Origin of the sequence: Agromyces sp. NPDC052230 (assembly GCF_040679595.1) — a bacterium.
Taxonomy (GTDB): Bacteria; Actinomycetota; Actinomycetes; order Actinomycetales; family Microbacteriaceae; genus Agromyces.
Window position 1 is genome coordinate 1 of the sequence record NZ_JBFAVC010000014.1, and the last position, 20,497, is coordinate 20,497.

Here is a 20,497-nt window from a genome sequence, read left to right on the forward strand (position 1 = left end):
TCGGCCTGCGACCCGGCCCTTTCCGAACACGACGAGAAGACATACGAGAACCCCTTTCGGATGGTCCTCGTTGCGACCGTCACTGGAAACCACCCCGCCGCAAGCGTCCAGAATTCGTGCGTCGTCGACATCGGGCGCGGGCCACCCCGATCACCTCTGGACTCGGACGCCCATCGACCGAGCGGTACCTTCGATCTGCCGCATTGCAGCATCGAGATTGTCAGTGTTCAGATCGGGCAGTTTGCGCCGGGCGACCCTTTCCAGTTCCTTCTCAGTGATCGTCAAGGGCTGATCATGGCCGGGGTGTGCGGCACCCTTACCGCGGATAAGTTGCTTGATGAGGAACGCTGTCGGAGGGGTCTTGAGTTGTAGGTCCCAGGACCGATCCTCGTAGATGATGACGATCGCGGGGATGACCTCTCCACTGGATCGGGAGGTCTCCGCGTCGTACCGCCTCTTGACCTCAATTGGCGGCACGCCGTGAGGGCCAAGCATCTTGCCAAGATCGACCATCGCCGCGTTGCCAGCATGAAGCTCCAACTTGACCTGTGCGACCACCACCTTGTTGTGCCATAGGCTTCTTCTCCTGTCGTTACTCACGACGCTATAAGTTGACGTAGCGGAAGAGTCAAACCAGATCGGTCTCTCCGAACTCGCGGATCCTCCCGTTGACGCGGACGGTCGAGTTGGCAACGCGATCCCCTGCCGACCCGGCCCAACTGAAGCCGTGATGCCGATCGAGAAACGTCGCTGACAGGATCGGCATCATCGATCCGTGATCGTCGCGGTGATCCGTTCAGGCGCATACTCGGCTACCCTCTGTGCTGGCAGTCCTTAGAGCAGTCAGGGCTTGAAGCGGCAAGACACCGTTGATTCGGCGTGGGTTTCGCTCCGCTCTTCGATCAAGGATGGAACCGACGGCCAGTTACACATCTGAGATACGCGAGCGGGCGTTGCGGATGCTCGCGGAGGCGCGCCCGGATCACCCGAACCTGATGACCGCGATCCGTCATGTCGCGGGGATGCTTGGCATGAGCCCCGAGACGCTGCGGGTCTGGCAGCGCCGCTACGAGGTCGACGCGGGCGTCCGGGCGTCACGACCGATATCGCGGAGGAGAACCGGCGGCTCAAGCGTGAGATCGCCGAGCTGAAACGCGCGAATGAGATCTTGAAGTCCGCCAGCGTGTTTTTCGCCAAGGAACTCGACCGTCCCACGATGAGATGATCCGCGACATCGACGAGCATCAGGATCATTTCGGGGTCGAGGCCATCTGCCGGGCCTTGCGCCCAGCAGTTCGTGGGTTCCTCACCTCCCGCGGCTACTGTGCCGTCAAGACCAGGGCCCCGTCCGCGCGACGGTTTCGTGACGAGTTGCTCGTACCGGAGGTCGCTCGCCTGCACGCGGAGAACTATGGCGTCTACGGTCGCAGGAAGATGCACGCGCTGCTGCGCCGGCAAGGGTGGGCGGTCGGCCGCAACCAGAACGAACGGCTCATGCGACTGGCCGGGGTCGGCGGCGTGAAGCGGTCAAAGCAAGCGTTCACGACGAAGCCCGACGCTGCGCTGGCCAAGCCACGGGATCTCGTGCAGCGCCGGTTCACCGCGGAAGGCCCGCGGCGACACGCACGCGGCATCCGGAATTCGGCAGCCGGCTTTCCGCCCGCTGGGCAAGCTCTCGAGCCGCCGGTGCGCCCGCGCATAGGGTGGTGTCGATGTCGAACCCGCCGCCCACGCCGGAGATCCCACTCGATCCCGCGAAGCGGTGGCGCGCGTACTGGGTCTGCGTGGCGGTCGCCGCGCTCACGATCCTCGATCTCACCAAGGTGAACGTGGCCCTCCCGTCGATCCAGGAGGCGTTCGACTCGACCTCGACCGAGCTGCAGCTGATCGTCGTGGGCTACGTGCTCGCCTTCGGGCTCACGCTCGTGCCGGCCGGCCGCATCGGCGACCGGTGGTCGCGGCGAGCACTGTTCGTGATCGGGCTCACGCTCTTCACGATCACGAGCCTCGCCTGCGCCCTCGCACCCAGCTCGGGTGCGCTGCTCGTCGCGAGGCTCCTGCAGGGCGTGGCGGCTGGCATCCAGATGCCGCAGGTCGTGGGCCTCATCCAACAACTGTTCCAGGGCGCCGAGCGGGGGCGCGCGTTCGGGCTGTTCGGGGCGACGATCGGCGTCTCGACCGCGTTCGGTCCGACCCTCGGTGGGCTCGCCATCGCCATCGGCGGCCCGGTCGACGGATGGCGCGGAATCTTCTGGATGAACGTGCCGCTCTCGCTCCTCGCCATCGTGCTGGCCGTCTGGCTGCTGCCCGGCACTCGCACCCGATCCCCACGGCGGGTCGCCCTCGACCCGGTCGGAGTGCTCCTCTTCGGCATCACCGTGACCGCGCTCATGTGGCCGTTCCTGTTCACGACCGGATCGCCGGCCGACAATCCGGCGCGGTGGTGGCTGCTCGTGGCCTTCCTCATCTCCGTCACGGCGTTCGTCGCGTGGGAACGCCGCTACGCGGCATCCGGAAAGCATCCACTCGTCCCGCTCGCGCTCTTCGGCGTCGGCTCGTTCCGCAACGGCACGCTGCTCGCCAGCTCGTACTTCGCCGCGCTTCCGGCCATGTTCCTGCTGACCACGCTCTATCTCCAGCACGGGCTCGGATTGGAGCCCGTGTACGCCGGAATGGTCGGCATCGGCTTCGCGCTCATGAGTGCGACCGGGTCATGGCTCAGCGGCCGCCTCGTGAACCGCCTCGGCCGGCCCCTCGTCGTCTGGGGGCTCGTCGCCGTGCTCGGCGGCGTGGGCCTCCTCGTCCTCGCCGCGCTCGCGACGCCGCCCGCGATCACGCCGTGGGCGATGGCGGCCGCGATGACCATCGGCGGAATGGGGGGCGGATTCGTGATGGCGCCGAACCAGACGCTCACGCTCGCCGACATCCCCGTCAGGCAGGGTGGGCTCGCGGGTTCGGTCAACCAGCTCTCCCAGCGGGTGGGCACGGCCGTCGGCACCGCCGTCGGGCTGGCGTTGTTCTACTCGACGATCTATCGCGAGAACGGCTCGGCCGAGTCCGCCGACCTGACCGCGTACCACCACGCCTACGGATTCGGCATGGTGTCGGTCGCGGTCTTCCTCGCCATCGCGTTCGTCGTCGGCGTCGCCGACCTCGGGGACCGGCGTCGGAAGCGGCAGGCGCTCGGCTGAGTGATCCGCCGCTCCGTCGATCAACGGATCGCGCGGATGCGGGCTCGCTCCGCCGGGTCGTAGTGCTCGATGGCGCCGCGCAGGGCGACCCGTGCCATGGTCGCGGCGTGCCGCTCCACGAAGTCGGTGAGCCGGTCGCGATCGACGTCGCCGGCCGTGCGGAGCACCCACCCGAGCGCCTTCTGCACGAGCGGCTCCCGGTCGTCGGCCAGCGCCTCGGCGAGGGCGTACACCTCGTCGACTTCTCGGCGCCGGATGAACGCGAACGTTGCGACGAGTGCCGTGCGGCGTTCGGGCCAGAATCCGGATGCCGCGAGCCGCATGATCGGGCTCCGTTCGCGTTGCAGCAGGTATCCACCGACCACGTCGCGTGCCGCCAGGTCGACGAGGTCCCACTGGTCGATGCGGTCGTGCCGGCGCAGGTAGAGCTCGTACAGCTGTGCGCGCCGCTCCTCGCTGGTCTTCTTGTGCGCGGCCGACTTGCCCATGATGCTGCAGGCGAGCGCGCGCACCTCGTGCGTCGGCTGTTCGAGGAGTGCCTCGAGCTGGTCGGCCGGCAGGCCGACGGCGGTCTTCGCGAGGTCGAAGACGGCGCCCATGCGTACCCCGATGAATGGCGCGTCGGGATCGGGCGCGAAGTACCGCTCGTACTTCCTGCGCTCCTCGGCGGTCGCCATGCCCTCGAGGGTGGCGATGAGCTCCGCGGCATCCGTCATGGGGTCGTCCCTCCCAGCTGCACCTGGCGACAGCGTACGGCAGGGCGCGTCGACGCAGCGCGTGCTCAGGCCGCGAGGTGCGCCGCAGGGGAGACGAGCGCGGCCAGCTCACGCGCCGAGAGCTCGCGACCGAAGGCGGGATGCCCGGGCTCGAGCGCGCGGCCGTTGGCGAGCTCGCCTCCGTCGACGGCGTCGAAGCCGATGTCGTCGATGATGCGGGCCACGACGGCGCGGGCGTCGGGGTCGTCGCCCACCACGGCGAGGGCGCGCCGCAGCGGCGAGCCGGGGTCCATGGCGTCGTCCTCCATCTCGTGGTACCCGAGGTGGTTCAGCGACTTCACGACCCGGGCGAGCGGGTTGCGCGTGGCGTTGATCTCGCTCGTCGAGCGCTCGTCGGCGTCGATCTCGGCGATGTGCCCGTCGACGGGCGGCCAGTAGTTCATGGCGTCCACGACGATGCGGTCGCCGAAGTCCGCCCATGGCACGGTGCCCCCCTTGCCGAACGGCACGGCCACGATGATGACGTCGGATGCCGCGACGAGCTCATCAGGTGACGCCACGCGGGCACCGGGGGCGACGACGGCGACGAGCAGGTCGAGGGCGGTCTGGCGGGGAGAGCCGGCGATGAGGACGTCGTATCCGGATCCCACGAGCAGTCGGGCGAGGGCGGTGCCCACCTTGCCCGCACCGAAGATCCCGACGACCGGCCGATCCGACACGTCCATGCCTCCATTCTCGCCGACGCACCACTCGCAACGTTGGATGCGTCGACATACCCGGGAACGCCGGGGGCGTGGGCGGCATTCCCCCAACGCCGTTCGCCTCGGGAGGGCCCGGGGGAATAGTCTCGCGGTGACGGGGGTTCCCGGTATAGCTTGCGTTCGCATGGACGCGGAGATGGGACAGAGGAACGACATGGCAGGGCGTTACGAATTCGGGCTCGACACCTTCGGTGATGTCACGGAAGGGCCCGACGGCACGCGGCTGCCGCACGCCCAGGTCCTCCGGAATCTCGTCGAGGAGGCCGTCCTCGCCGACCGCCTCGGCCTCGACTTCTTCGGCGTCGGCGAGCACCACCGCCACGAGTTCGCCGTGTCGGCGCCCGAGGTCGTGCTCGCCGCGATCGCCGGTCGCACCGAGCGCATCCACCTGGGCTCGGCGGTCACCGTGCTCAGCTCCGACGACCCGGTTCGCGTCTTCCAGCGGTTCGCAACGCTCGACGGACTCTCGGGCGGCCGCGCCGAGGTCATCCTCGGGCGCGGGTCGTTCATCGAGTCGTTCCCGCTCTTCGGATACGAGCTGAACCAGTACCAGGAGCTCTTCGAGGAGAAGCTCAACCTGTTCGCGGCACTGCTGCCGCAGGAGCCGGTGACCTGGTCGGGCAAGCTGCGTGCTCCGCTCACCGACCAGCTCGTCTACCCGCCCGTCGAGCACGGGCGCCTGAAGACGTGGGTCGGTGTGGGCGGCAGCCCCGAATCGGTGGTGCGTGCCGCGAACTACGGCCTTCCGCTCGTGCTCGCCATCATCGGCGGCAGCCCGGCGCGCTTCACCCCGCTCGCCGACCTGTACCGTCGGGCGCTCGAGCAGTTCGGCCACCCCGCGCAACCCATCGCGATGCACTCGCCCGGCTTCATCGCCGACAGCGACGACGAGGCGCTCGACACGCTCTGGCCGCATTACAAGGTGCTCATCGACCGCATCGGCCGCGAGCGCGGCTGGGGACCGGTGAGCCGTGAGCACTTCGAGGACGAGGCCGGCCCGCACGGCGCCCTCTACGCCGGCGCGCCCGAGACGGTCGCGCAGAAGATCGCCGTGGCCATGCGCTCCCTCGGCGCGACCCGCTTCGACCTCAAGTACTCGAACGGCACCCTGTCGCACGACGCCATGATGGGCAGCATCGAGCGTTACGCGACCGAGGTCGTGCCGCGCGTTCGCGAGCTCCTGGCCGAGGGCGGCGATGACGACGGCGACGCGCTCGCAGCCGCAGATCGAGCGGATTCTGCGGCCGCTGCCGAGCAGCCGGCCGACTGATTCACCGCCCTCGCGGGCACTCCAGGCCGCGAACCGCGATCGCGCCGCGGCGTTCGATCACGCTCACGCCGTGCTCGTCGTGCGGGCGGCGGCTCGCCGGCGCACGAGACTGCGGAACCACATCGCCTCGGGCAGCCGCGCGAGGAAGGTGCCCGCGACGATCGTGATGAGGACGTAGGCGGTGGCGAGTGGCGCCAGGGCGGGATTCACTCCCGCCCCCACCGCGATGCCGGCGATCACGATCGAGAACTCCCCGCGGGGGATCAACGTGAGGCCCGCGCGCCATTGGCCGAGCGTGCCGACGCCCGCTCGCCTGGCGGCGTAGGCGCCGGTGAGGAGCTTCGTGAGGATCGTGACCGCGGCGAGGCCGAGCGCCGCGGGAAGCATCAGGACGAGCTCCGACGAGTCGGTCGTGAGCCCGAAGAAGAGGAAGAAGGTCGCGGCGAAGAGGTCGCGCAGCGGGGTCAGCACCTGGCTCGCGTTCGTCGCCACGCGCCCCGAGAGGGCGATGCCCACGAGGAATGCGCCCACCGCGGCCGACACGTTGACCTCGGCCGCGAGCCCCGCCACGAGCATGGTGAGGCCCAGCACGCCGAGCAGCAGCGGCTCGAACTCGTCGGCGGGGAAGAGCCGCGACACGAAGTGGCCGTGCCGCAGGGCGATGAAGAGGATGAGGCTCACGACGGCCACGGCGATGGCGACCGAGACCACGCCCTGCAGGAGGCTCACGCCGATGACGAGCGCCGAGAGCACCGGCAGGTAGAACGCCATCGCGAGGTCCTCGATCACGAGCACGGCGAGGATCGCCGGCGTCTCACGGTTCGAGAGGCGCCCGAGGTCGCGGAGGAGCTTCGCGATCACCCCCGACGACGACACCCAGGTGACGCCCGCCAGGGCGACGGCCGCGATCGGTCCCCAGCCGAGCAGCAGCGCGAGCGCGGCGCCCGGGAGGGCATTGAGGGCGGCATCGACGAGGCCGGCGGTGCGCGCCGACTTCAGGCTGTCGAACAGCTCGGAGGCCGTGTACTCGAGGCCGAGCAGGGCCAGCAGCAGGATGACGCCGATCTCCGACGCGGTCTGCAGGAACTCCTCGCTCGCCGCGAGCGGCACGAACCCGCCTTCGCCGAACGCCAGTCCGAGGAGAAGGTAGAAGGGGATCGGCGAGATACCGAGGAGGAGCGAGAGGCGCCCGAGAAGGCTCATGCCGAGGAGCAGCGCGCCGACTTCGATCAGGAGCAGCGTGGTCTCGTGCACGGCGGCCGCCTCAGTCGGGGCCGTTGGCGAGCAGGCGGGCTACCCCGTCGAGTCCTTCGCGGGTGCCGACGACGACGACGACGTCGCCCGCGCGCAGCATCTCCGCCGGGGTCGGCGAGGGAATGATCGCCGCGTCGCGGACGATGGCGACGATCGACGCGTGCGTGCGGGTGCGGGCCTTCGTGGCACCGAGGGTGCGGTTCAGGTAGGGCGAATCCGTGGGCAGGGCGATCTGCTCGGTGTAGAGACCGGCGGTCTCGTCGCTCAGGCTGGTGAGCCGGCTGAGCATGACGGATGCTCCGAGCACGTCGGCGAGCGCCGCGGCTTCGTCGTCGTTCAGCGGAATGGAGTCCCGGCATTCGTCGGGGTCGTCGACGTCGAACACGCCGAGGTCGCGCTCTCCGTCGCGGTGCGACACGACACTGATACGCCGGCCGCTCTCGGTGACGAGATCGTGGCGAACGCCGATCCCGGGCAGATCGACCTTCTCGATACGGATACCCACGACCGCTATCGTAACCCCGTCGGCGGGTGCCGCCGGCACGGGCGACTCAGTGTCGGAGACGGGCCTCGGTGGTCATCTCGAGCACGGCAGTGCCGCCGTCATCGCGCATGGTGAATACGGGCACGACGGCCGAGAACTCGGCGAGGGAGTCGAGGTGGGTGCCCCCGCACGGAATGCGGGCCGTGCCGTCGGGAAGGTCGCAGACCCAGAAGCGTCGGTCGGTGAGCAGATCGCCGTCGCGTTCGATGCGCACGGATGCCCCGGATGCGACCCACTGCTCGAGCACGTCCGTGACCGCGCGGCCGAGGGTCTCGAGGTCGCCGGTGAGCGACGCGGCGTCGAACCCGGCCCGGCGGAGCGACTTGTTGAGGCGGTACCGGTCCACCGAGCCGTTCGCCACGATGCGCGAGGTATCGATCGCAATGCCGTCGAAGTCGGGACTGCCGAGCGCGTCCTCACGTGCGGGCTTCGTCCAGCGGTCGGCGAGCACGTGATTCAGGGCGAGGGATGCCACATGGCATGCGGTGTGGCCCGCCGACAACGCACGCCTCGTGGCGGCATCCGCTTCGATCCGCACCTCGTCGCCCTCTGCGACGTCGGTGCCGGCGTCGATGAGATGCGCGACGAGGAACGACCATCCCTCGGTGCCCTTGCGTACCGGGATGTCGGCGCCGAGATGCAGCGAGGCGCCATCGGTGGCGGCGACGACGGCGTCGCGGATCACGTGTGCGACGCCGCGGACGTGGAGTGTGCCGGTGTCGGCGGGCTGGTCGGGCCAGGCCGCGTCGACCGGATGGAAGCTCGTGGTCTCGCAGATCACGGCGGTACGGCCGTCATCGGCCTCGAGGACGTGCAGCACCCTCGTCGACGCGGAGAGCGCGCCGGAGGGATAGGTGACCCGGGTGTCGCGGGAGGGCAGCGGCATCCGGTCAGACGCCGTCGGAACGGCCGAGGATGTTCACCGGAATCGCCACCGCGAGGGAGGCCAGCAGGATGGCGGCCATGAACAGGATGGCCTCGAAGCCCACCACCTCGGGGGCGATGCTCATGAGCCACAGGCTGAATGTGAAGATGCCCATGGCGACGATGAATGCGACGACGTTCACTACGACCTCCAGAATGCGGTGCGGCGATCGCCGCCCGCGGGCCAGTCTATCGGCCGTGCGATGGCCGCCGCGTCACCGCGTGACCTCACTCCTCGAGGGGGCCGAGCCAGGCGGTGGCGACCGTCGAGTGGGCGGACTCGTCGTCGGAGGGATGGAAGATTCCGGCGAGCACGTCACGGTAGAGGCGACCCAGTTCGGAGCCGGCGAAGTAGCTGGAACCGCCGGCGACGCGCACCGCCTGGTCGACGACCTGCTTGGCCGTCTCGGTGGCCCGCACCTTGACGCCGACGAGCTTCGCGAACCACTGCCCGCCGTGGTCGACGAGGTCGTCGAGGTCGCGCGCGATCGCCACGAGTTGCGGCTCGAGCGCGTCCTGCGCGAGCGCCGCGTCGGCCACGCGCCACCGGATGTCGGGATCCTGCGCCAGCGAGCGGCCGTCGTGCTTCATCGACGTGCGACGGTGGGCGGCAGCCACTGCGAGGTCGAGCGCGCGAGCGCCGATGCCCGCGTAGACCGAGGCGAGCAGCAGCTCGAAGCTCGCGAAGATGCCGAAGATGAACGGGTCGGCGTTCGGCCCCGGGTCGAGCCGTCGCACGATGCGGTCGGGCGGCGCGTATGCGCCGTCGAGCACGGTCGTGCGGCTCTGGCTCGCACGCATCCCCATGGTGTCCCAGTCGTCCAGCGTGCGGACGTCGGGGTCCTCGCGGTCGATGAAGCCGTAGACGATCTTCGGCGCATCGGGCGAGAGGGAGTCGAGCCCCATCGTGCCGAGCCGCGTCCACGCGGGTGCGAGTGAGGTGAAGATCTTGCGGCCCGTGTAGCGATAGCCGCCGTTGGGCTGCGGTTTCGCCTTCGTGCGCGAGCCGAACAGCATGAGGTCGTTGCCCGCCTCGCTGATGCCGAAGCCGAAGACCTCGCCCGCCGCGGCCTCCCGGAGCACGAACTCCAGCGTGTCGTCGCCGCGGTCGCGAAGGATCTTCGCCACACCCGTCCAGACGAGGTGCATGTTCACGGCGAGGGCCGTCGCGGGTGCGGCGCCGGCGAGCCGCATCTGCGCGCGCACCACCTCATCGAATCCCCAGCCGAGTCCGCCGAGCTCCTCGGGCACGAGCGCCCGCAGGTATCCCGCCTCGCGGAGGTCGGCGAGGTCCTCGGTGAAGAAGGTGTTCTCGCGGTCGTACCGGGCCGCGCGTTCGCGGATCCGTTCGAGCAGGTCGTCGTGCAGCAGGGTTCCGTGCGTCGAGCTCACGACGCCAGACTACGCCCGAGGTGGATGGCTCCGGGGAGTCTCGGGCGCTGTCGGGGCGGTGGTGGTCGTCGGTGCGGCCGGGGCATCCGTCCGATGCCGCCGGCTGCGGGCCGCGACCACCACGACCGCGACGATGATCGCGGCGCCGACGAGGAGCACGCCCACCCACGGAAGGAGCACGCCCACCGCGACGCCGAGCCACTTCGCGAAGTCGACCAGCGCGTTCCAGCCCGCGACGAGCCCGCTCCAGAAGTCGTCGGGTGCCGGGTCGGGTGCGACATCCTCGGTCACCAGGTCGACGGTGAGGGTCGAGTAGTCCACCTGATCCACGAGCCAGTCGCGCTGCTGCGTGAGGCTGTCGAGCTCGGCCTGGCGGGTCGTGAGCTCGGACTCGATCGCGATGAGGTCGGCGATCGAGGTCGCCGTGCCGAGGAGTTCGCGCAGGCGGTCGACCGACGCGGTCAGTGCATCGATGCGCGCATCGAGGTCCTGTCGCTGCTGCGTGACATCCGAGGAGTCCATGGAGACCGACGTGACGGTGCCGAGCCCGCGGAGCTCCTCGACCGTGGCGTCGAGTTCGTCGGAGGGGATCCGGAGGGTGAGCGACGCGCTCGCCGGCTGCGTGGCCGTGCCGGGTGTCTCGCGCCGGTTGTCGACTCGGCCGCCCGCACGGTCGGCGATCCGGGCGACGTCCTCGGCGGTGGCCACCGGGTCGTCGACCGTGATCGACACCCACCCGGTCGTGATCACGCTGCGGTCGGTCGGCTGCGACTCGGTCGAGCCGCCGGCCGCATCCTGCGCCGCCTCGCCGTCGGTCCGGCCCTCTTCCGGCATCACGCCGCCCGACGGCGCCTCGATCGCGGGGCCCTCCGCGTCGGAGCCCGACGTGCCGACGGAGCATCCGGCGAGGAGCAGTGCGGTGATCGCGGCCACCGCCGCGGCAGGTGCGAGTCGTCTCATGCGCTCACTGTATTGCGGTGAGGGAATCCGCTGTCTGGACCTCGGCTGGGAGTCGGGTCACGATCGGATTGCGCTTTGCTGGGAGTCGCCGAACGGCCACAACGAACCACGTGCGCCGCTCGTTCGGCGGTGCCTGATGCCGTCGAAGCACGGCCCTCGGGCCCGTCGACGGGTCAGTCGAAATCGGGGTCGCGGCCGGTGCGTTCACCGGTCGACAGGGCCGCCATCGCCGTGAGGTCGTCGGGGTCCAGCGCGAAGTCGAAGACGTCGAGGTTCTCGCGCAGTCGCTCGGGCGACGACGCCTTCGGGATCACGATGTTGCCCAGCTCGACGTGCCACCGGAGCACGATCTGCGCCGGGGTTCGGCCGTGCTTGTCGGCGAGGTCGTCGAGCAGCGGCGTGCCGAGGATGCGGCCACGCGCGAGCGGCGACCAGGCCTCGGTGCGGATGTCGCGGCCCTCGTGGAACTCGCGCAGTTCGGCCTGCGGCAGCCACGGGTGCAGCTCGACCTGATTGACGACGGGCTGCACGCCCGTCTCGGCGATCAGGCGTTCGATGTGGTGCGCGTGGAAGTTCGCCACGCCGATCGAGCGCACGCGGCCCTCCCCCTGCAAGCGGATGAGCGCACGCCAGGTGTCGACGTAGCGGTCGGTCGACGGAACCGGCCAGTGGATGAGATACAGGTCGAGTCGGTCGAGACCGAGGCGTGTCATCGACCGGTCGAAGGCCTGCAGGGTCGTGTCGAAGCCGTTGTCGTCCTTCCAGACCTTGGTCGTGACGTAGAGCTCGTCGCGCGGAACATCGGCCTCGCGTACTGCGACGCCCACTTGTTCCTCGTTGCCGTAGAAGGCCGCAGTGTCGAGGTGGCGGTACCCGATCGAGATGGCTTCGCGGCAGAGGCGGACGGTGTCGGACGGCGGCACCTTGTAGAGCCCGAAGCCAAGCTGCGGGATGGTGGCGCAGTCGTCGAGCGACAGGCGCGGTGCGGGTGTGATGGGTTGCGGCATCCGTGGCTCCTTCTCAACTGGGTTGCATCGGCACTGGTTCGGTGTCGGGAATGGGGCTCGGGTCGCGGCCCCTGAGGTCGGGATGCCAGCGCCGGCCGAGTGCGGACACGACGAAGCCCAGCAGAGCGAGACCGGTGGCCGCCCAGAATGCGCCCTGCGCGCCGTAGCCGTCGATGAGGAATCCGGCGAGCGCCGACCCGAGCGCTGCGCCCATGAGCTGGCCGGTGCCGACCCAGCCGTACGCTTCGGCGGTGTCTGAGAACTTCACGCTCGCCGAGACGATGGCGAACAGCACGGCCAGCACGGGCGCGAGGCCGATGCCGGCGATGAAGAGCGTCACCGAGAGCCACCAGAAGTCCATCACGAACGCCGCGAGCGCGGTGCCGGCGAAGACGATGAACATGCGGCGCGCGGTCGACCAGGGGCCGATCGGCACGTGGCCGAGGAAGAGCCCGCCCGCGAGGCTCCCGACCGAGAAGATCGCGAGCACGATGCCGGCCTCGGCGCCGCCGTGGTCGAACGCCGCGACGACGCCCGCCTCGATCGCGGCCGCTGCGCCGATGAGGAGGAAGCCCACGATCGTCGCGAGCAGCACCGGCGGACGCGTGAGCACGACGCCGAGCCGTCGCTTGGAGCGAGGGATGCGCACGCGACCGAGCTCGGGCGAGGAGATGAACCAGATGCCCCCGCCGATCATGAGCACGGCGGCGAGCAGGATGCCCCAGACCGTGCCGATCTGCGTCGACACGAACGTCGTCACCACCGGGCCGACGACCCAGATGATCTCCTGCGCCGACGCGTCGAGCGAGAACAGCGGCGTGAGCTGCCGCGAGTTCACCATCTTTGGATAGATGGTGCGCACCGCGGGCTGCACGGGCGGTGTCGAGAGGCCGGCGATGAAGCCGATGGCCATGTAGAGGGGCACCGTGAGCGGGAGCAGCGCGACGGCGACGACGGATGCCGCGCAGATCACGAGCGTCGTGATGAGCACGGGCCGCATGCCCCATCGACCCATGAAGCGGCTGGTGAGGGGTCCGGCGATGGCCTGCCCGAGGGAGGTGGCGGCGAGCACGAGTCCGGCGGCGCCGTACGAGCCGGTTTGCCGCTCGATGTGCAGGAGGAACGCCAGCGAGAGCATGCCCGACGGGAACCGCGCCGTCAGCTGGGCGGCGATGATACGAGCGACGCCCGAGGTTCTGAGGAGATCGGAGTAGCTGCCCACGGTGCGACCACTCTATCGACGGGGGTGCACGAAGCCGGCCTCCTGCACCAGGGTGCGAGAGGCCGGCCCGAGATGCCCTGCGTCAGCGGCGGAAGTGGGAACCGAGTCGGTCTCCGACCTTCTCCATCGCCTTCGGCGAGGCCTTCGCGGTGCCGTTCACCGAGGCGGTGGACATGGCGTACGTGAGCACCGAGTGGGCGACGGCGTCCGACATCTCCTCGAGGACCTGCGTGTTGATGTTGCTGATCACGCCCTCGTACTCGAGCGCACCACCGTACGCGGCGTTCAACGCCTCGTAGAGCTCCGCGTCAGCGCCGTCCCCGATCGGGTCCATGCTGTCGCAGGGCTGGTGGTAGCACGGGTCGTACGACACGGGCTCGCCCTCGAACGTCGCGAGGCCGCCGTACAGCGCGACCTGGTCCTCGGTCTTGGCGCCCTCGGCGCCGGTGAAGAGCCCGCCGGCCGGGATGCCGGCGGTGATGAACGCGTCGTAGTCCGAGCGCCCGTCGAACGCGGTCGGCTCCGAGGCGAGGCCCTCCGACTCGAAGAAGTCCTCGAAGACCTGCTCGATGTCGTCGCTGCCGCTCGGGCCCTTGATGCCGAACGCGTCGCCGTCGCCGTCGTAGACGAATCGCGCGAAGTTCGGCGAGCCGATCATGTCGAAGTTGAGGTACAGCTCGATGTTCTTGAGCTGGCGCTTCGACAGCGAGTCGACGTAGTACTGCGAGCCGACGAGGCCGGCCTCCTCAGCGCCCCACCACGCGAAGCGGATGGTGTTCCGCGGCGCGATGTCTTGCTCGGCGATCTGCAGCGCCGTCTCGAGCAGAGTGGCCGAGCCGGTGCCGTTGTCCTCGATGCCGGGGCCGTCGGGCACGGAGTCGAGGTGGGCGCCCGCCATCACCACGCGGTCGTCGCGGCCGGTGGGCGTCTCGGCGATGAGGTTGGTCGTCGGCACGTCGAGCTCGATCAGCGTGTCGGTCTTCAGGTGGATGGACACCGTGCCCTGCTGGAGGAGCGAAGCGAGCTCGTTGCCGATCTCGAACGACGTACCCACTACCGGGATGGGGTCGCTGAACTGGTCTCCGAGCGTCGGGTTCAGCGTGTCGGTACGGCCCTCCTGGCCCTCGTTGAAGATGATGACGCCGGCCGCGCCGGCGTCGTAGGCGTTCGCCGCCTTCACCGCGAAGTCGCACGTGCCGCGCTGGACGAGGGCGATGTTGCCGGCGGTGAATCCGATGAAGTCCTCAGCCTCGCAGCCGCTGTTCGATGTGCTCGCCGTCGCTCCGGGGGGCAGTACGAGGTCGACCGCCTGCAGGTTCGCGGTGACGTCGCCGCTGCCTGAGTACTCGGCCGTGAAGAAGTCCTCACCGGCGACGTAGGCGACGGGATCCGGCGAGACCCGCTCGAACACCGGGTCGGAGAGCTCGCGGAAGGAGTTGAACAGGAAGTCCTGGCGGGTCACCTCGTAGCCTGCGGCAAGGAGGAGCTCCTCGATGTAGTCGATCGACTCGTCGTATCCCTGCGTGCCGCTCGCGCGCGTCCCGCCATTCGCGTCGGCGATCGCCTGGAGCTCGGACAGGTGATCCATGATCGCGTCGGCGGTGACCGCGTCTCGCAACTCACTCGTGTCCGTGGGCACGGCCCCGTATGCGGAGGTGGCGGTCAGCGCGATCAGCGCCGTTGTCGCCAACGCGCCGATGCCGAACCCGACTTTCTGACTTCTTCTCAAGATCTTTCTCCCTGCGACTCTGCAGAACCGGACCTGAACCGTCGATGGACCTGTGGGTCCGTGACGGCACCGAATGGCTCCAACTCTCTCCCGGGGGCCCGGTGCCGTCAACCCCTTCGGGGTGTGTCAGCCGGCGAGCGCCTTCGCGATGCGCTGCGGCGAGACGGTCTCGGCCGTGCGCAGCTCCTGTGCGAACAGGCCGACGCGCAGCTCCTCCAGCATCCAGCGCACGCGCACGAGCCGCTCTGGCGACTCGGGGTCGATGGGGATGCGCCCTCCGGCCTTCTCGAACGCCGCGATCGACGGCTCGAGCTGGTTCAGCGCCTGCCGGTCGCGCCCGGGGTTCTCGACGAGCTTCCGCACGCGCACGATGATCGCCTCGAGGTACCGCGGCAGGTGCCGTAGCCGGTCGAGCCCCGTGGCCGACACGAATCCCGACGACACGAGGGCTTCGAGTTGTGCGCGTGCGTCGCCGAGGGCCGCCATCAGGTGGATGCTCGACGCACCCGCGATCGCACGGTCGGCGTCCCGCGAGAGGCGCACGATTCGCGCAACGAGTGCGACCGTCTCGAACATCCGCTCCATGATGTTCGCGGCGACCGCGTCGCGCACCGCCTCGAACTCGGCACGGGTGCGCAGCTGCCCGTCGGGGTGGCGCGCGCGCAGCTCGGCGTCGACGCATGCGGCGAGGCAGTCGTCGAGGAGCGCCCGCGTTCCGGGGTACGCGCTCGCCGCGAGGGACAACTTCTCCTCGTTCGACAGGTGCTCCTGCACGTAGGCGACGGGCGTCGGCGTGGCGAGCACCAGCAGGCGGCGGATGCCCCGACGCGACGCCCGGTCGCGTTCCTCCGCCGTGGCGACGAGCCGCAGCGCGACCGACGTCTTCTCGTCGACGAGCGCGGGGTACGCGCGGATCACGTTGCCCGCCTGGCGCGTGTCGAGGTGGGCGGGCAGCTCGTCCCACTCCCACGCGGTGATGCCGTCGCGCTCGGCGAGCGCGGGCGCGGCCGAGCCCTCACGGCTGGCCGCCGCGGGCACAGCCCCTTCGCGCTCCGGTCGGCCGCCACCGTTGCCCGTGACCGCACCGTTGCGAGTGACCGCCTTCGCGACGGCCTGGCGGGTGCGATCGGCGAGGCGTTCCTGCAGTTCGCGCAGGTCCTTCGAGGTGCCGAGCACGCGACCACGCTCGTCGACGGCGCGGAACGTCACGCGCAGGTGGGGCGGTACCCGGTCGAGGTCGAAGTCGGATGCGTCGACGGGAGCGTAGGTGAGCCGGCGGATCGCCTGTCCCACCACGGCGGCGAGCGGCTCTCGCGGCTCGCCTGCCTCGGGGCCGGTGGGCAGCTCGGCGGCGATCTTCGCGGCCCACTCGGCGGCGGGCACCACCTGCCGCCGCAGCACCTTCGGAAGCGTGCGGAGGAGCGCCTGGATCAACTCGTCGCGCAGCCCCGGCACCTGCCAGTCGAACCCGGTCGGCTCGATGCGGGGCAGCAGCACGAGCGGGACGACCACGGTGACCCCGTCGTCGTCGGCGCCCGGCTCGAACCGGTATGCGAGCGACAGCGTCTGGTCGCCCTGCCGCCACCGGTCGGGGAACCCGTCGCCGCGATCCGACCCCGCCTCGTCGCCCACGAGGTCGGCGGCGGTCATGGTCAGGAGGTCGGGGCTGGTCCGGTGCTCGCCGCGCCACCAGCGTTCGAAGGAGCGCGTGTCGGAGACATCCGCCGGCAACCTCGCCTCGTAGAAGGCCACGACGGATTCGTCGCCGGCGAGGATGTCGCGTCGGCGGGTCCGCTCCTCGACCTCGCCCAGCTCGTGCCGGAGTTCGCGATTCGCGCGCAGGAAACGGAACACACGCCGGTCGAGCCTCGTGGAGTCCCAGTCCTCCTCGACGAGGGCATGGCGGATGAACAGCTCGCGCGCGAGCGCGGGGTCGACGCGGGAGAGCTGGATGCGCCGCTTCGCCACGATGGGCACGCCGAACAGCGTCACCTTCTCGTCGGCGACGGCGGCGCCCTGCCGGCGCTCCCATCGGGGCTCGCTGAAGGTACGCCTGACGAGGTGACTCGCGAGCTGTTCCGCCCACGCGGGATCGATCGCCGCATTCATGCGCGCGAACAGGCGGCTGGTCTCGACGAGCTCGGCGCTCATGAGCGCCCCGGGCGGCTTCTTCGCCAGCGCCGAGCCGGGGAAGACCATGAACCGCACGTTCCGGGCGCCGAGGAACTCCGCCTGCGGCCGGCGACCCTTGCGCTCGGCCTCGCGCGTGGCACCCGCGCCGCCGCGTCCGCCCGAGGTCTTCGCGTCGTCGCGGAGCCCGATCTGCGAGAGCAGCCCGGCGAGGAGGGCCCGGTGGATGCCGTCGGGGTTCGGCGCGCCGGCGCCGGATGCCACGTGCAGCCCGAGGGGCTTCGCGAGCCGCACGAGCTGGCGGTAGAGGTCCTGCCACTCCCGCACGCGCAGGTAGTTGAGGAACTCGGCCTTGCACATGCGCCGGAACGCGCTGCCCGAGAGCTCGCGCTGCCGCTCCTCGAGGTGGTTCCACAGGTTCAGCAGGGTGAGGAAGTCGCTGGTCGGGTCGACGAAGCGCGCGTGGAATCCGTCGGCCTGCTCGCGCTTGTCGAGCGGACGCTCGCGTGGATCCTGGATCGTGAGACCCGCGACGATCGCGAGCACCTCGCGGGAGACGGCCTGCGCCTTCGACTCGAGCACCATGCGCGCGAAGCGCGGCTCGATCGGCAGGCGCGCGAGCTGCCGTCCGACCCGGGTGAGCTGCGGTCCATCGCCGACGGCACGCTCCTCGATCGCTCCCAGCTCACGCAGCAGCTCGAGCCCGTCACGGATGCCGCGGTTGTCGGGCGGGGTGAGGAAGGGGAACTCCTCGATCTGGCCGAGTCCGAGCGAGGCCATCTGCAGGATGACGGCCGCGAGATTCGTGCGCAGGATCTCGGGATCCGTGTAGGCGGGCCGCCGGTCGAAGTCGTCCTCCGAGTAGAGGCGGATCGCGATGCCGTCGCTGGTGCGGCCCGACCGCCCCGAACGCTGGTTCGCCGACGCCTGCGAGATCGCCTCGATCGGCAGGCGCTGCACCTTCGAGCGCACCGAGTACCGGCTGATTCGGGCGGTGCCCGCGTCGATGACGTACCGGATGCCCGGAACGGTGAGGCTCGTCTCGGCGACGTTGGTCGCGAGCACGACCCGGCGCCGGAGGCCCACGACCTTTGACGGCTCGAACACCCGGTGCTGGTCGGCCGACGACAGCCGCCCGTAGAGCGGAAGCACCTCCGTCTCACCACCGCGCCTGCTCCCGTAGTGCGCGCGCACCGCCGCTTCGGCGTCGCGGATCTCACTCTCTCCTGAGAGGAACACCAGGACGTCGCCGGATGACTCGCGCTCGAGTTCGTCGAGGGCCTCGAGGATGCCGCGCTGCACGTCCTTGTCCTCGGCGGCCGCACCCTCGTCGTCGGCCTCCTCGCCGGTACCGCCCGACGACTCGGCGAGGAGCGGACGGTATCGGAGCTCGACGGGGTAGGTGCGCCCCGACACCTCGATGACGGGAGCGGGCGTGCCCGATGCATCCGCGAAGTGCCTTGCGAAGCTCGCGGGGTCGATCGTCGCGCTCGTGACGATGACCTTGAGGTCGGGGCGGCGGGGGAGGAGACGCTTGAGGTACCCGAGCAGGAAGTCGATGTTGAGGCTGCGCTCGTGCGCCTCGTCGATGATGATCGTGTCGTAGCGACGCAGTTCGCGATCGCGGTGGATCTCGTTCAGCAGGATGCCGTCGGTCATCACCTTCACGCGCGTCGACTCGCTCACCCGGTCGGTGAAGCGCACCTGGTAGCCCACGAGTCCACCGAGCTCGACGCCGAGCTCTTCGCTGATGCGCTCGGCGATGGTTCGCGCTGCGATCCGCCGGGGCTGCGTGTGTGCGATCGACTCACGTCCGAGCTCGAGGCAGATCTTCGGCAGCTGCGTGGTCTTGCCCGATCCGGTCGCGCCGGCGACGATCACCACTTGGTGGTCGCGGAGGGCGCGCGCGATCTCCTCACGCTGGGCGGAGACCGGCAGCTCTGGGGGATAGGTGATCGCGGGAAGCACAGCCCTCAATCGTATGCGGCCCCGTGTCATGGTGCTCGACTCGCGCGCTTCGCGGTGGGCGAACCCGGCGCCGGATGTCGCGCCCGGCGTGGTGGGATGGGGCCTATGACCCAGCCTCCCGTGCCCCGCCTCCAGTTGAATGACGGCTACTCGATCCCGCAGCTCGGCTTCGGGGTGTTCCGCGTCGACCCGCGGGAGACCGAACGCATCGTGACGGACGCGCTCGAGGTCGGCTATCGCCACCTCGACACCGCGCGCATCTACGGGAACGAGGAGGGCGTCGGGCGTGCGATCGCCGACTCGGGCATCCCCCGGGAGGAGCTCTACGTGACCACGAAGCTCTGGAACGACGACCAGGGCACGCAGTCGGTCTTCGATGCGTTCGACCGCAGTCTCGAGCGACTCGGCATGGAGTACGTCGACCTGTACCTGATCCACTGGCCGGCGCCGGCGAACGATCGCTACGTCGAGACCTGGCGGGCGTTCGAGCAGCTCCGGGAGTCGGGGCGCGCTCGCTCGATCGGTGTCTCGAACTTCCTCGTGCCGCATCTCGAGCGGCTGCTCGCCGAGACCGGAACCGTGCCGGCCGTCGACCAGATCGAGCTGCACCCGTACCACCAGCAGCCCGCGACGGCGGCGTTCGCCGAGGAGCATGCGATCGCGATCGAGGCCTGGGGCCCCCTGGGACAGGGCAAGTACCCGCTCTTCGAACTCCCCGAGGTGACGGATGCCGCTGCCGCCCACGGTGCGACCCCGGCGCAGGTCGTCATCCGGTGGCACCTGCAGCGCGGGCACATCGTGTTCCCCAAGTCGAATCGCCGTGAGCGGATGGCGGAGAACTTCGACGTCTTCGGCTTCGAGCTCACCGACGGCGAGATGGAGGCGATCACGGGCCTCGAGCGCGAGGGGCGCGTGAGCGCGCACCCCGATGAGGTGAACTGAGCGTCGGAAACGGCCGCCGATCAGGCGCTCACGCGGGGCACTCGAGGACGCCGTGGAGCGCGACACGCCCGGGATGCGAGCCTGATTTGGCGCCACTCCAGGATCCGCGTAAATTCTTACTCATCGCCACGGCGGTGCGGGAAGCGGCTGAGTCGGTACGACACAGCGCAACTCGGCCGAGACGGCGGTCTTCTTAGCCAAATAACCTCGAAGGCGCATTGCGACTCGGTGATTTCAAGCCTAAGATGAAACTCCACTTCTTCACGAAGCGTCAACCCGCCTTGTGCCTGTAGCCGTTCGATCGGCTGCCGGTTTCCGGCCGGTTTTCCATGAGTGGTGGTACCATAGATAGGTTGCCCTGAGGGCAGGCCGTGAGGCTGAAACTCAGGTGCGTCCGTTTCTTGAGAACTCAACAGCGTGCACTATGTTCAATGCCAATTTTTGAACCCCGTGTTCTTCTGCCTTTTGGGGTGGGGGGACGGGTTTC

18 protein-coding genes are annotated in these 20,497 nt (G+C 69.7%); 5 read left to right on the forward strand and 13 right to left on the reverse strand.

Features of this window, described 5'->3' with window-relative positions:
• Positions 1–150: 150 nt before the first annotated feature.
• Positions 151–600 carry a 50S ribosomal protein L11 gene (locus AB0K73_RS20455; RefSeq protein WP_360519441.1) on the reverse strand — a complete coding sequence of 150 codons (450 nt, stop codon included), beginning with the start codon at positions 598–600 and terminating at the stop codon, positions 151–153.
• Between the two features lie 308 nt (positions 601–908).
• Between AB0K73_RS20455 and AB0K73_RS20460 the strand changes: the two genes are divergently transcribed.
• The 3 genes from AB0K73_RS20460 (at position 909) to AB0K73_RS20470 (ending at position 3,191) form a co-directional block, all read left to right on the forward strand.
• Entirely contained in the window at positions 909–1,151 is a 243-nt protein-coding gene (locus tag AB0K73_RS20460; protein WP_360519438.1) for a hypothetical protein, read from the forward strand.
• Positions 1,152–1,221: 70 nt separating this feature from the next.
• A complete protein-coding gene (locus AB0K73_RS20465) occupies positions 1,222–1,827 on the forward strand; it encodes an IS3 family transposase (protein ID WP_360519435.1) in 606 nt (201 codons plus the stop codon).
• On the forward strand, positions 1,713–3,191 hold the full coding sequence (locus AB0K73_RS20470; protein WP_360519432.1) for an MFS transporter: 1,479 nt from the start codon (positions 1,713–1,715) through the stop codon (positions 3,189–3,191). Before AB0K73_RS20465 ends, AB0K73_RS20470 begins: the two co-directional genes overlap by 115 nt.
• 20 nt (positions 3,192–3,211) lie before the next feature.
• Here the strand turns inward: AB0K73_RS20470 and AB0K73_RS20475 are convergent, their stop codons facing one another.
• On the reverse strand, positions 3,212–3,907 hold the full coding sequence (locus AB0K73_RS20475; protein WP_360519429.1) for a DNA alkylation repair protein: 696 nt from the start codon (positions 3,905–3,907) through the stop codon (positions 3,212–3,214).
• Between the two features lie 65 nt (positions 3,908–3,972).
• Positions 3,973–4,632 carry an NAD(P)-binding domain-containing protein gene (locus AB0K73_RS20480; RefSeq protein ID WP_360519426.1) on the reverse strand — a complete coding sequence of 220 codons (660 nt, stop codon included), beginning with the start codon at positions 4,630–4,632 and terminating at the stop codon, positions 3,973–3,975.
• A 190-nt stretch (positions 4,633–4,822) separates the two neighbouring features.
• Between AB0K73_RS20480 and AB0K73_RS20485 the strand changes: the two genes are divergently transcribed.
• Positions 4,823–5,938, forward strand: a complete 1,116-nt coding sequence (locus AB0K73_RS20485) for an LLM class flavin-dependent oxidoreductase (protein ID WP_360519423.1) — start codon at positions 4,823–4,825, stop codon at positions 5,936–5,938.
• 63 nt (positions 5,939–6,001) lie between these two features.
• Here AB0K73_RS20485 and AB0K73_RS20490 read toward each other — a convergent pair whose 3' ends face one another.
• The 10 genes from AB0K73_RS20490 to hrpA form a co-directional block, all read right to left on the reverse strand.
• On the reverse strand, positions 6,002–7,192 hold the full coding sequence (locus AB0K73_RS20490; protein ID WP_360519420.1) for a cation:proton antiporter: 1,191 nt from the start codon (positions 7,190–7,192) through the stop codon (positions 6,002–6,004).
• A gap of 10 nt (positions 7,193–7,202) precedes the next feature.
• Positions 7,203–7,697, reverse strand: coding sequence for a cation:proton antiporter regulatory subunit (locus AB0K73_RS20495; RefSeq protein ID WP_360519417.1), 495 nt, complete (start codon positions 7,695–7,697; stop codon positions 7,203–7,205).
• A 46-nt stretch (positions 7,698–7,743) separates the two neighbouring features.
• Positions 7,744–8,622 (reverse strand): metal-dependent hydrolase, encoded by an 879-nt coding sequence (locus tag AB0K73_RS20500; RefSeq protein ID WP_360519414.1) that lies wholly within the window; start codon positions 8,620–8,622, stop codon positions 7,744–7,746.
• A 4-nt stretch (positions 8,623–8,626) separates the two neighbouring features.
• The gene (locus tag AB0K73_RS20505) at positions 8,627–8,803 is read right to left on the reverse strand and encodes a hypothetical protein (protein ID WP_360519411.1); all 177 of its coding nucleotides are present in this window, start codon (positions 8,801–8,803) and stop codon (positions 8,627–8,629) included.
• 85 nt (positions 8,804–8,888) lie between these two features.
• Positions 8,889–10,052 carry an acyl-CoA dehydrogenase family protein gene (locus AB0K73_RS20510; protein WP_360519408.1) on the reverse strand — a complete coding sequence of 388 codons (1,164 nt, stop codon included), beginning with the start codon at positions 10,050–10,052 and terminating at the stop codon, positions 8,889–8,891.
• A gap of 9 nt (positions 10,053–10,061) precedes the next feature.
• Positions 10,062–11,012: a DUF4349 domain-containing protein gene (locus tag AB0K73_RS20515; RefSeq protein WP_360519405.1), complete on the reverse strand. Its 951-nt coding sequence runs from the start codon at positions 11,010–11,012 to the stop codon at positions 10,062–10,064.
• A gap of 173 nt (positions 11,013–11,185) precedes the next feature.
• A complete protein-coding gene (locus AB0K73_RS20520) occupies positions 11,186–12,007 on the reverse strand; it encodes an aldo/keto reductase (RefSeq protein WP_360519444.1) in 822 nt (273 codons plus the stop codon).
• 25 nt (positions 12,008–12,032) lie between these two features.
• Positions 12,033–13,241: an MFS transporter gene (locus AB0K73_RS20525; protein ID WP_360519402.1), complete on the reverse strand. Its 1,209-nt coding sequence runs from the start codon at positions 13,239–13,241 to the stop codon at positions 12,033–12,035.
• Between the two features lie 82 nt (positions 13,242–13,323).
• Complete coding sequence (locus tag AB0K73_RS20530) at positions 13,324–14,970, reverse strand: M20/M25/M40 family metallo-hydrolase (RefSeq protein ID WP_360519399.1); 1,647 nt, start codon at positions 14,968–14,970, stop codon at positions 13,324–13,326.
• Positions 14,971–15,096: 126 nt separating this feature from the next.
• Complete coding sequence (hrpA, locus tag AB0K73_RS20535) at positions 15,097–19,098, reverse strand: ATP-dependent RNA helicase HrpA (RefSeq protein ID WP_360519396.1); 4,002 nt, start codon at positions 19,096–19,098, stop codon at positions 15,097–15,099.
• A gap of 75 nt (positions 19,099–19,173) precedes the next feature.
• Between hrpA and AB0K73_RS20540 the strand changes: the two genes are divergently transcribed.
• A complete protein-coding gene (locus tag AB0K73_RS20540; RefSeq protein WP_360519393.1) occupies positions 19,174–20,010 on the forward strand; it encodes an aldo/keto reductase in 837 nt (278 codons plus the stop codon).
• Positions 20,011–20,497: the final 487 nt, after the last annotated feature.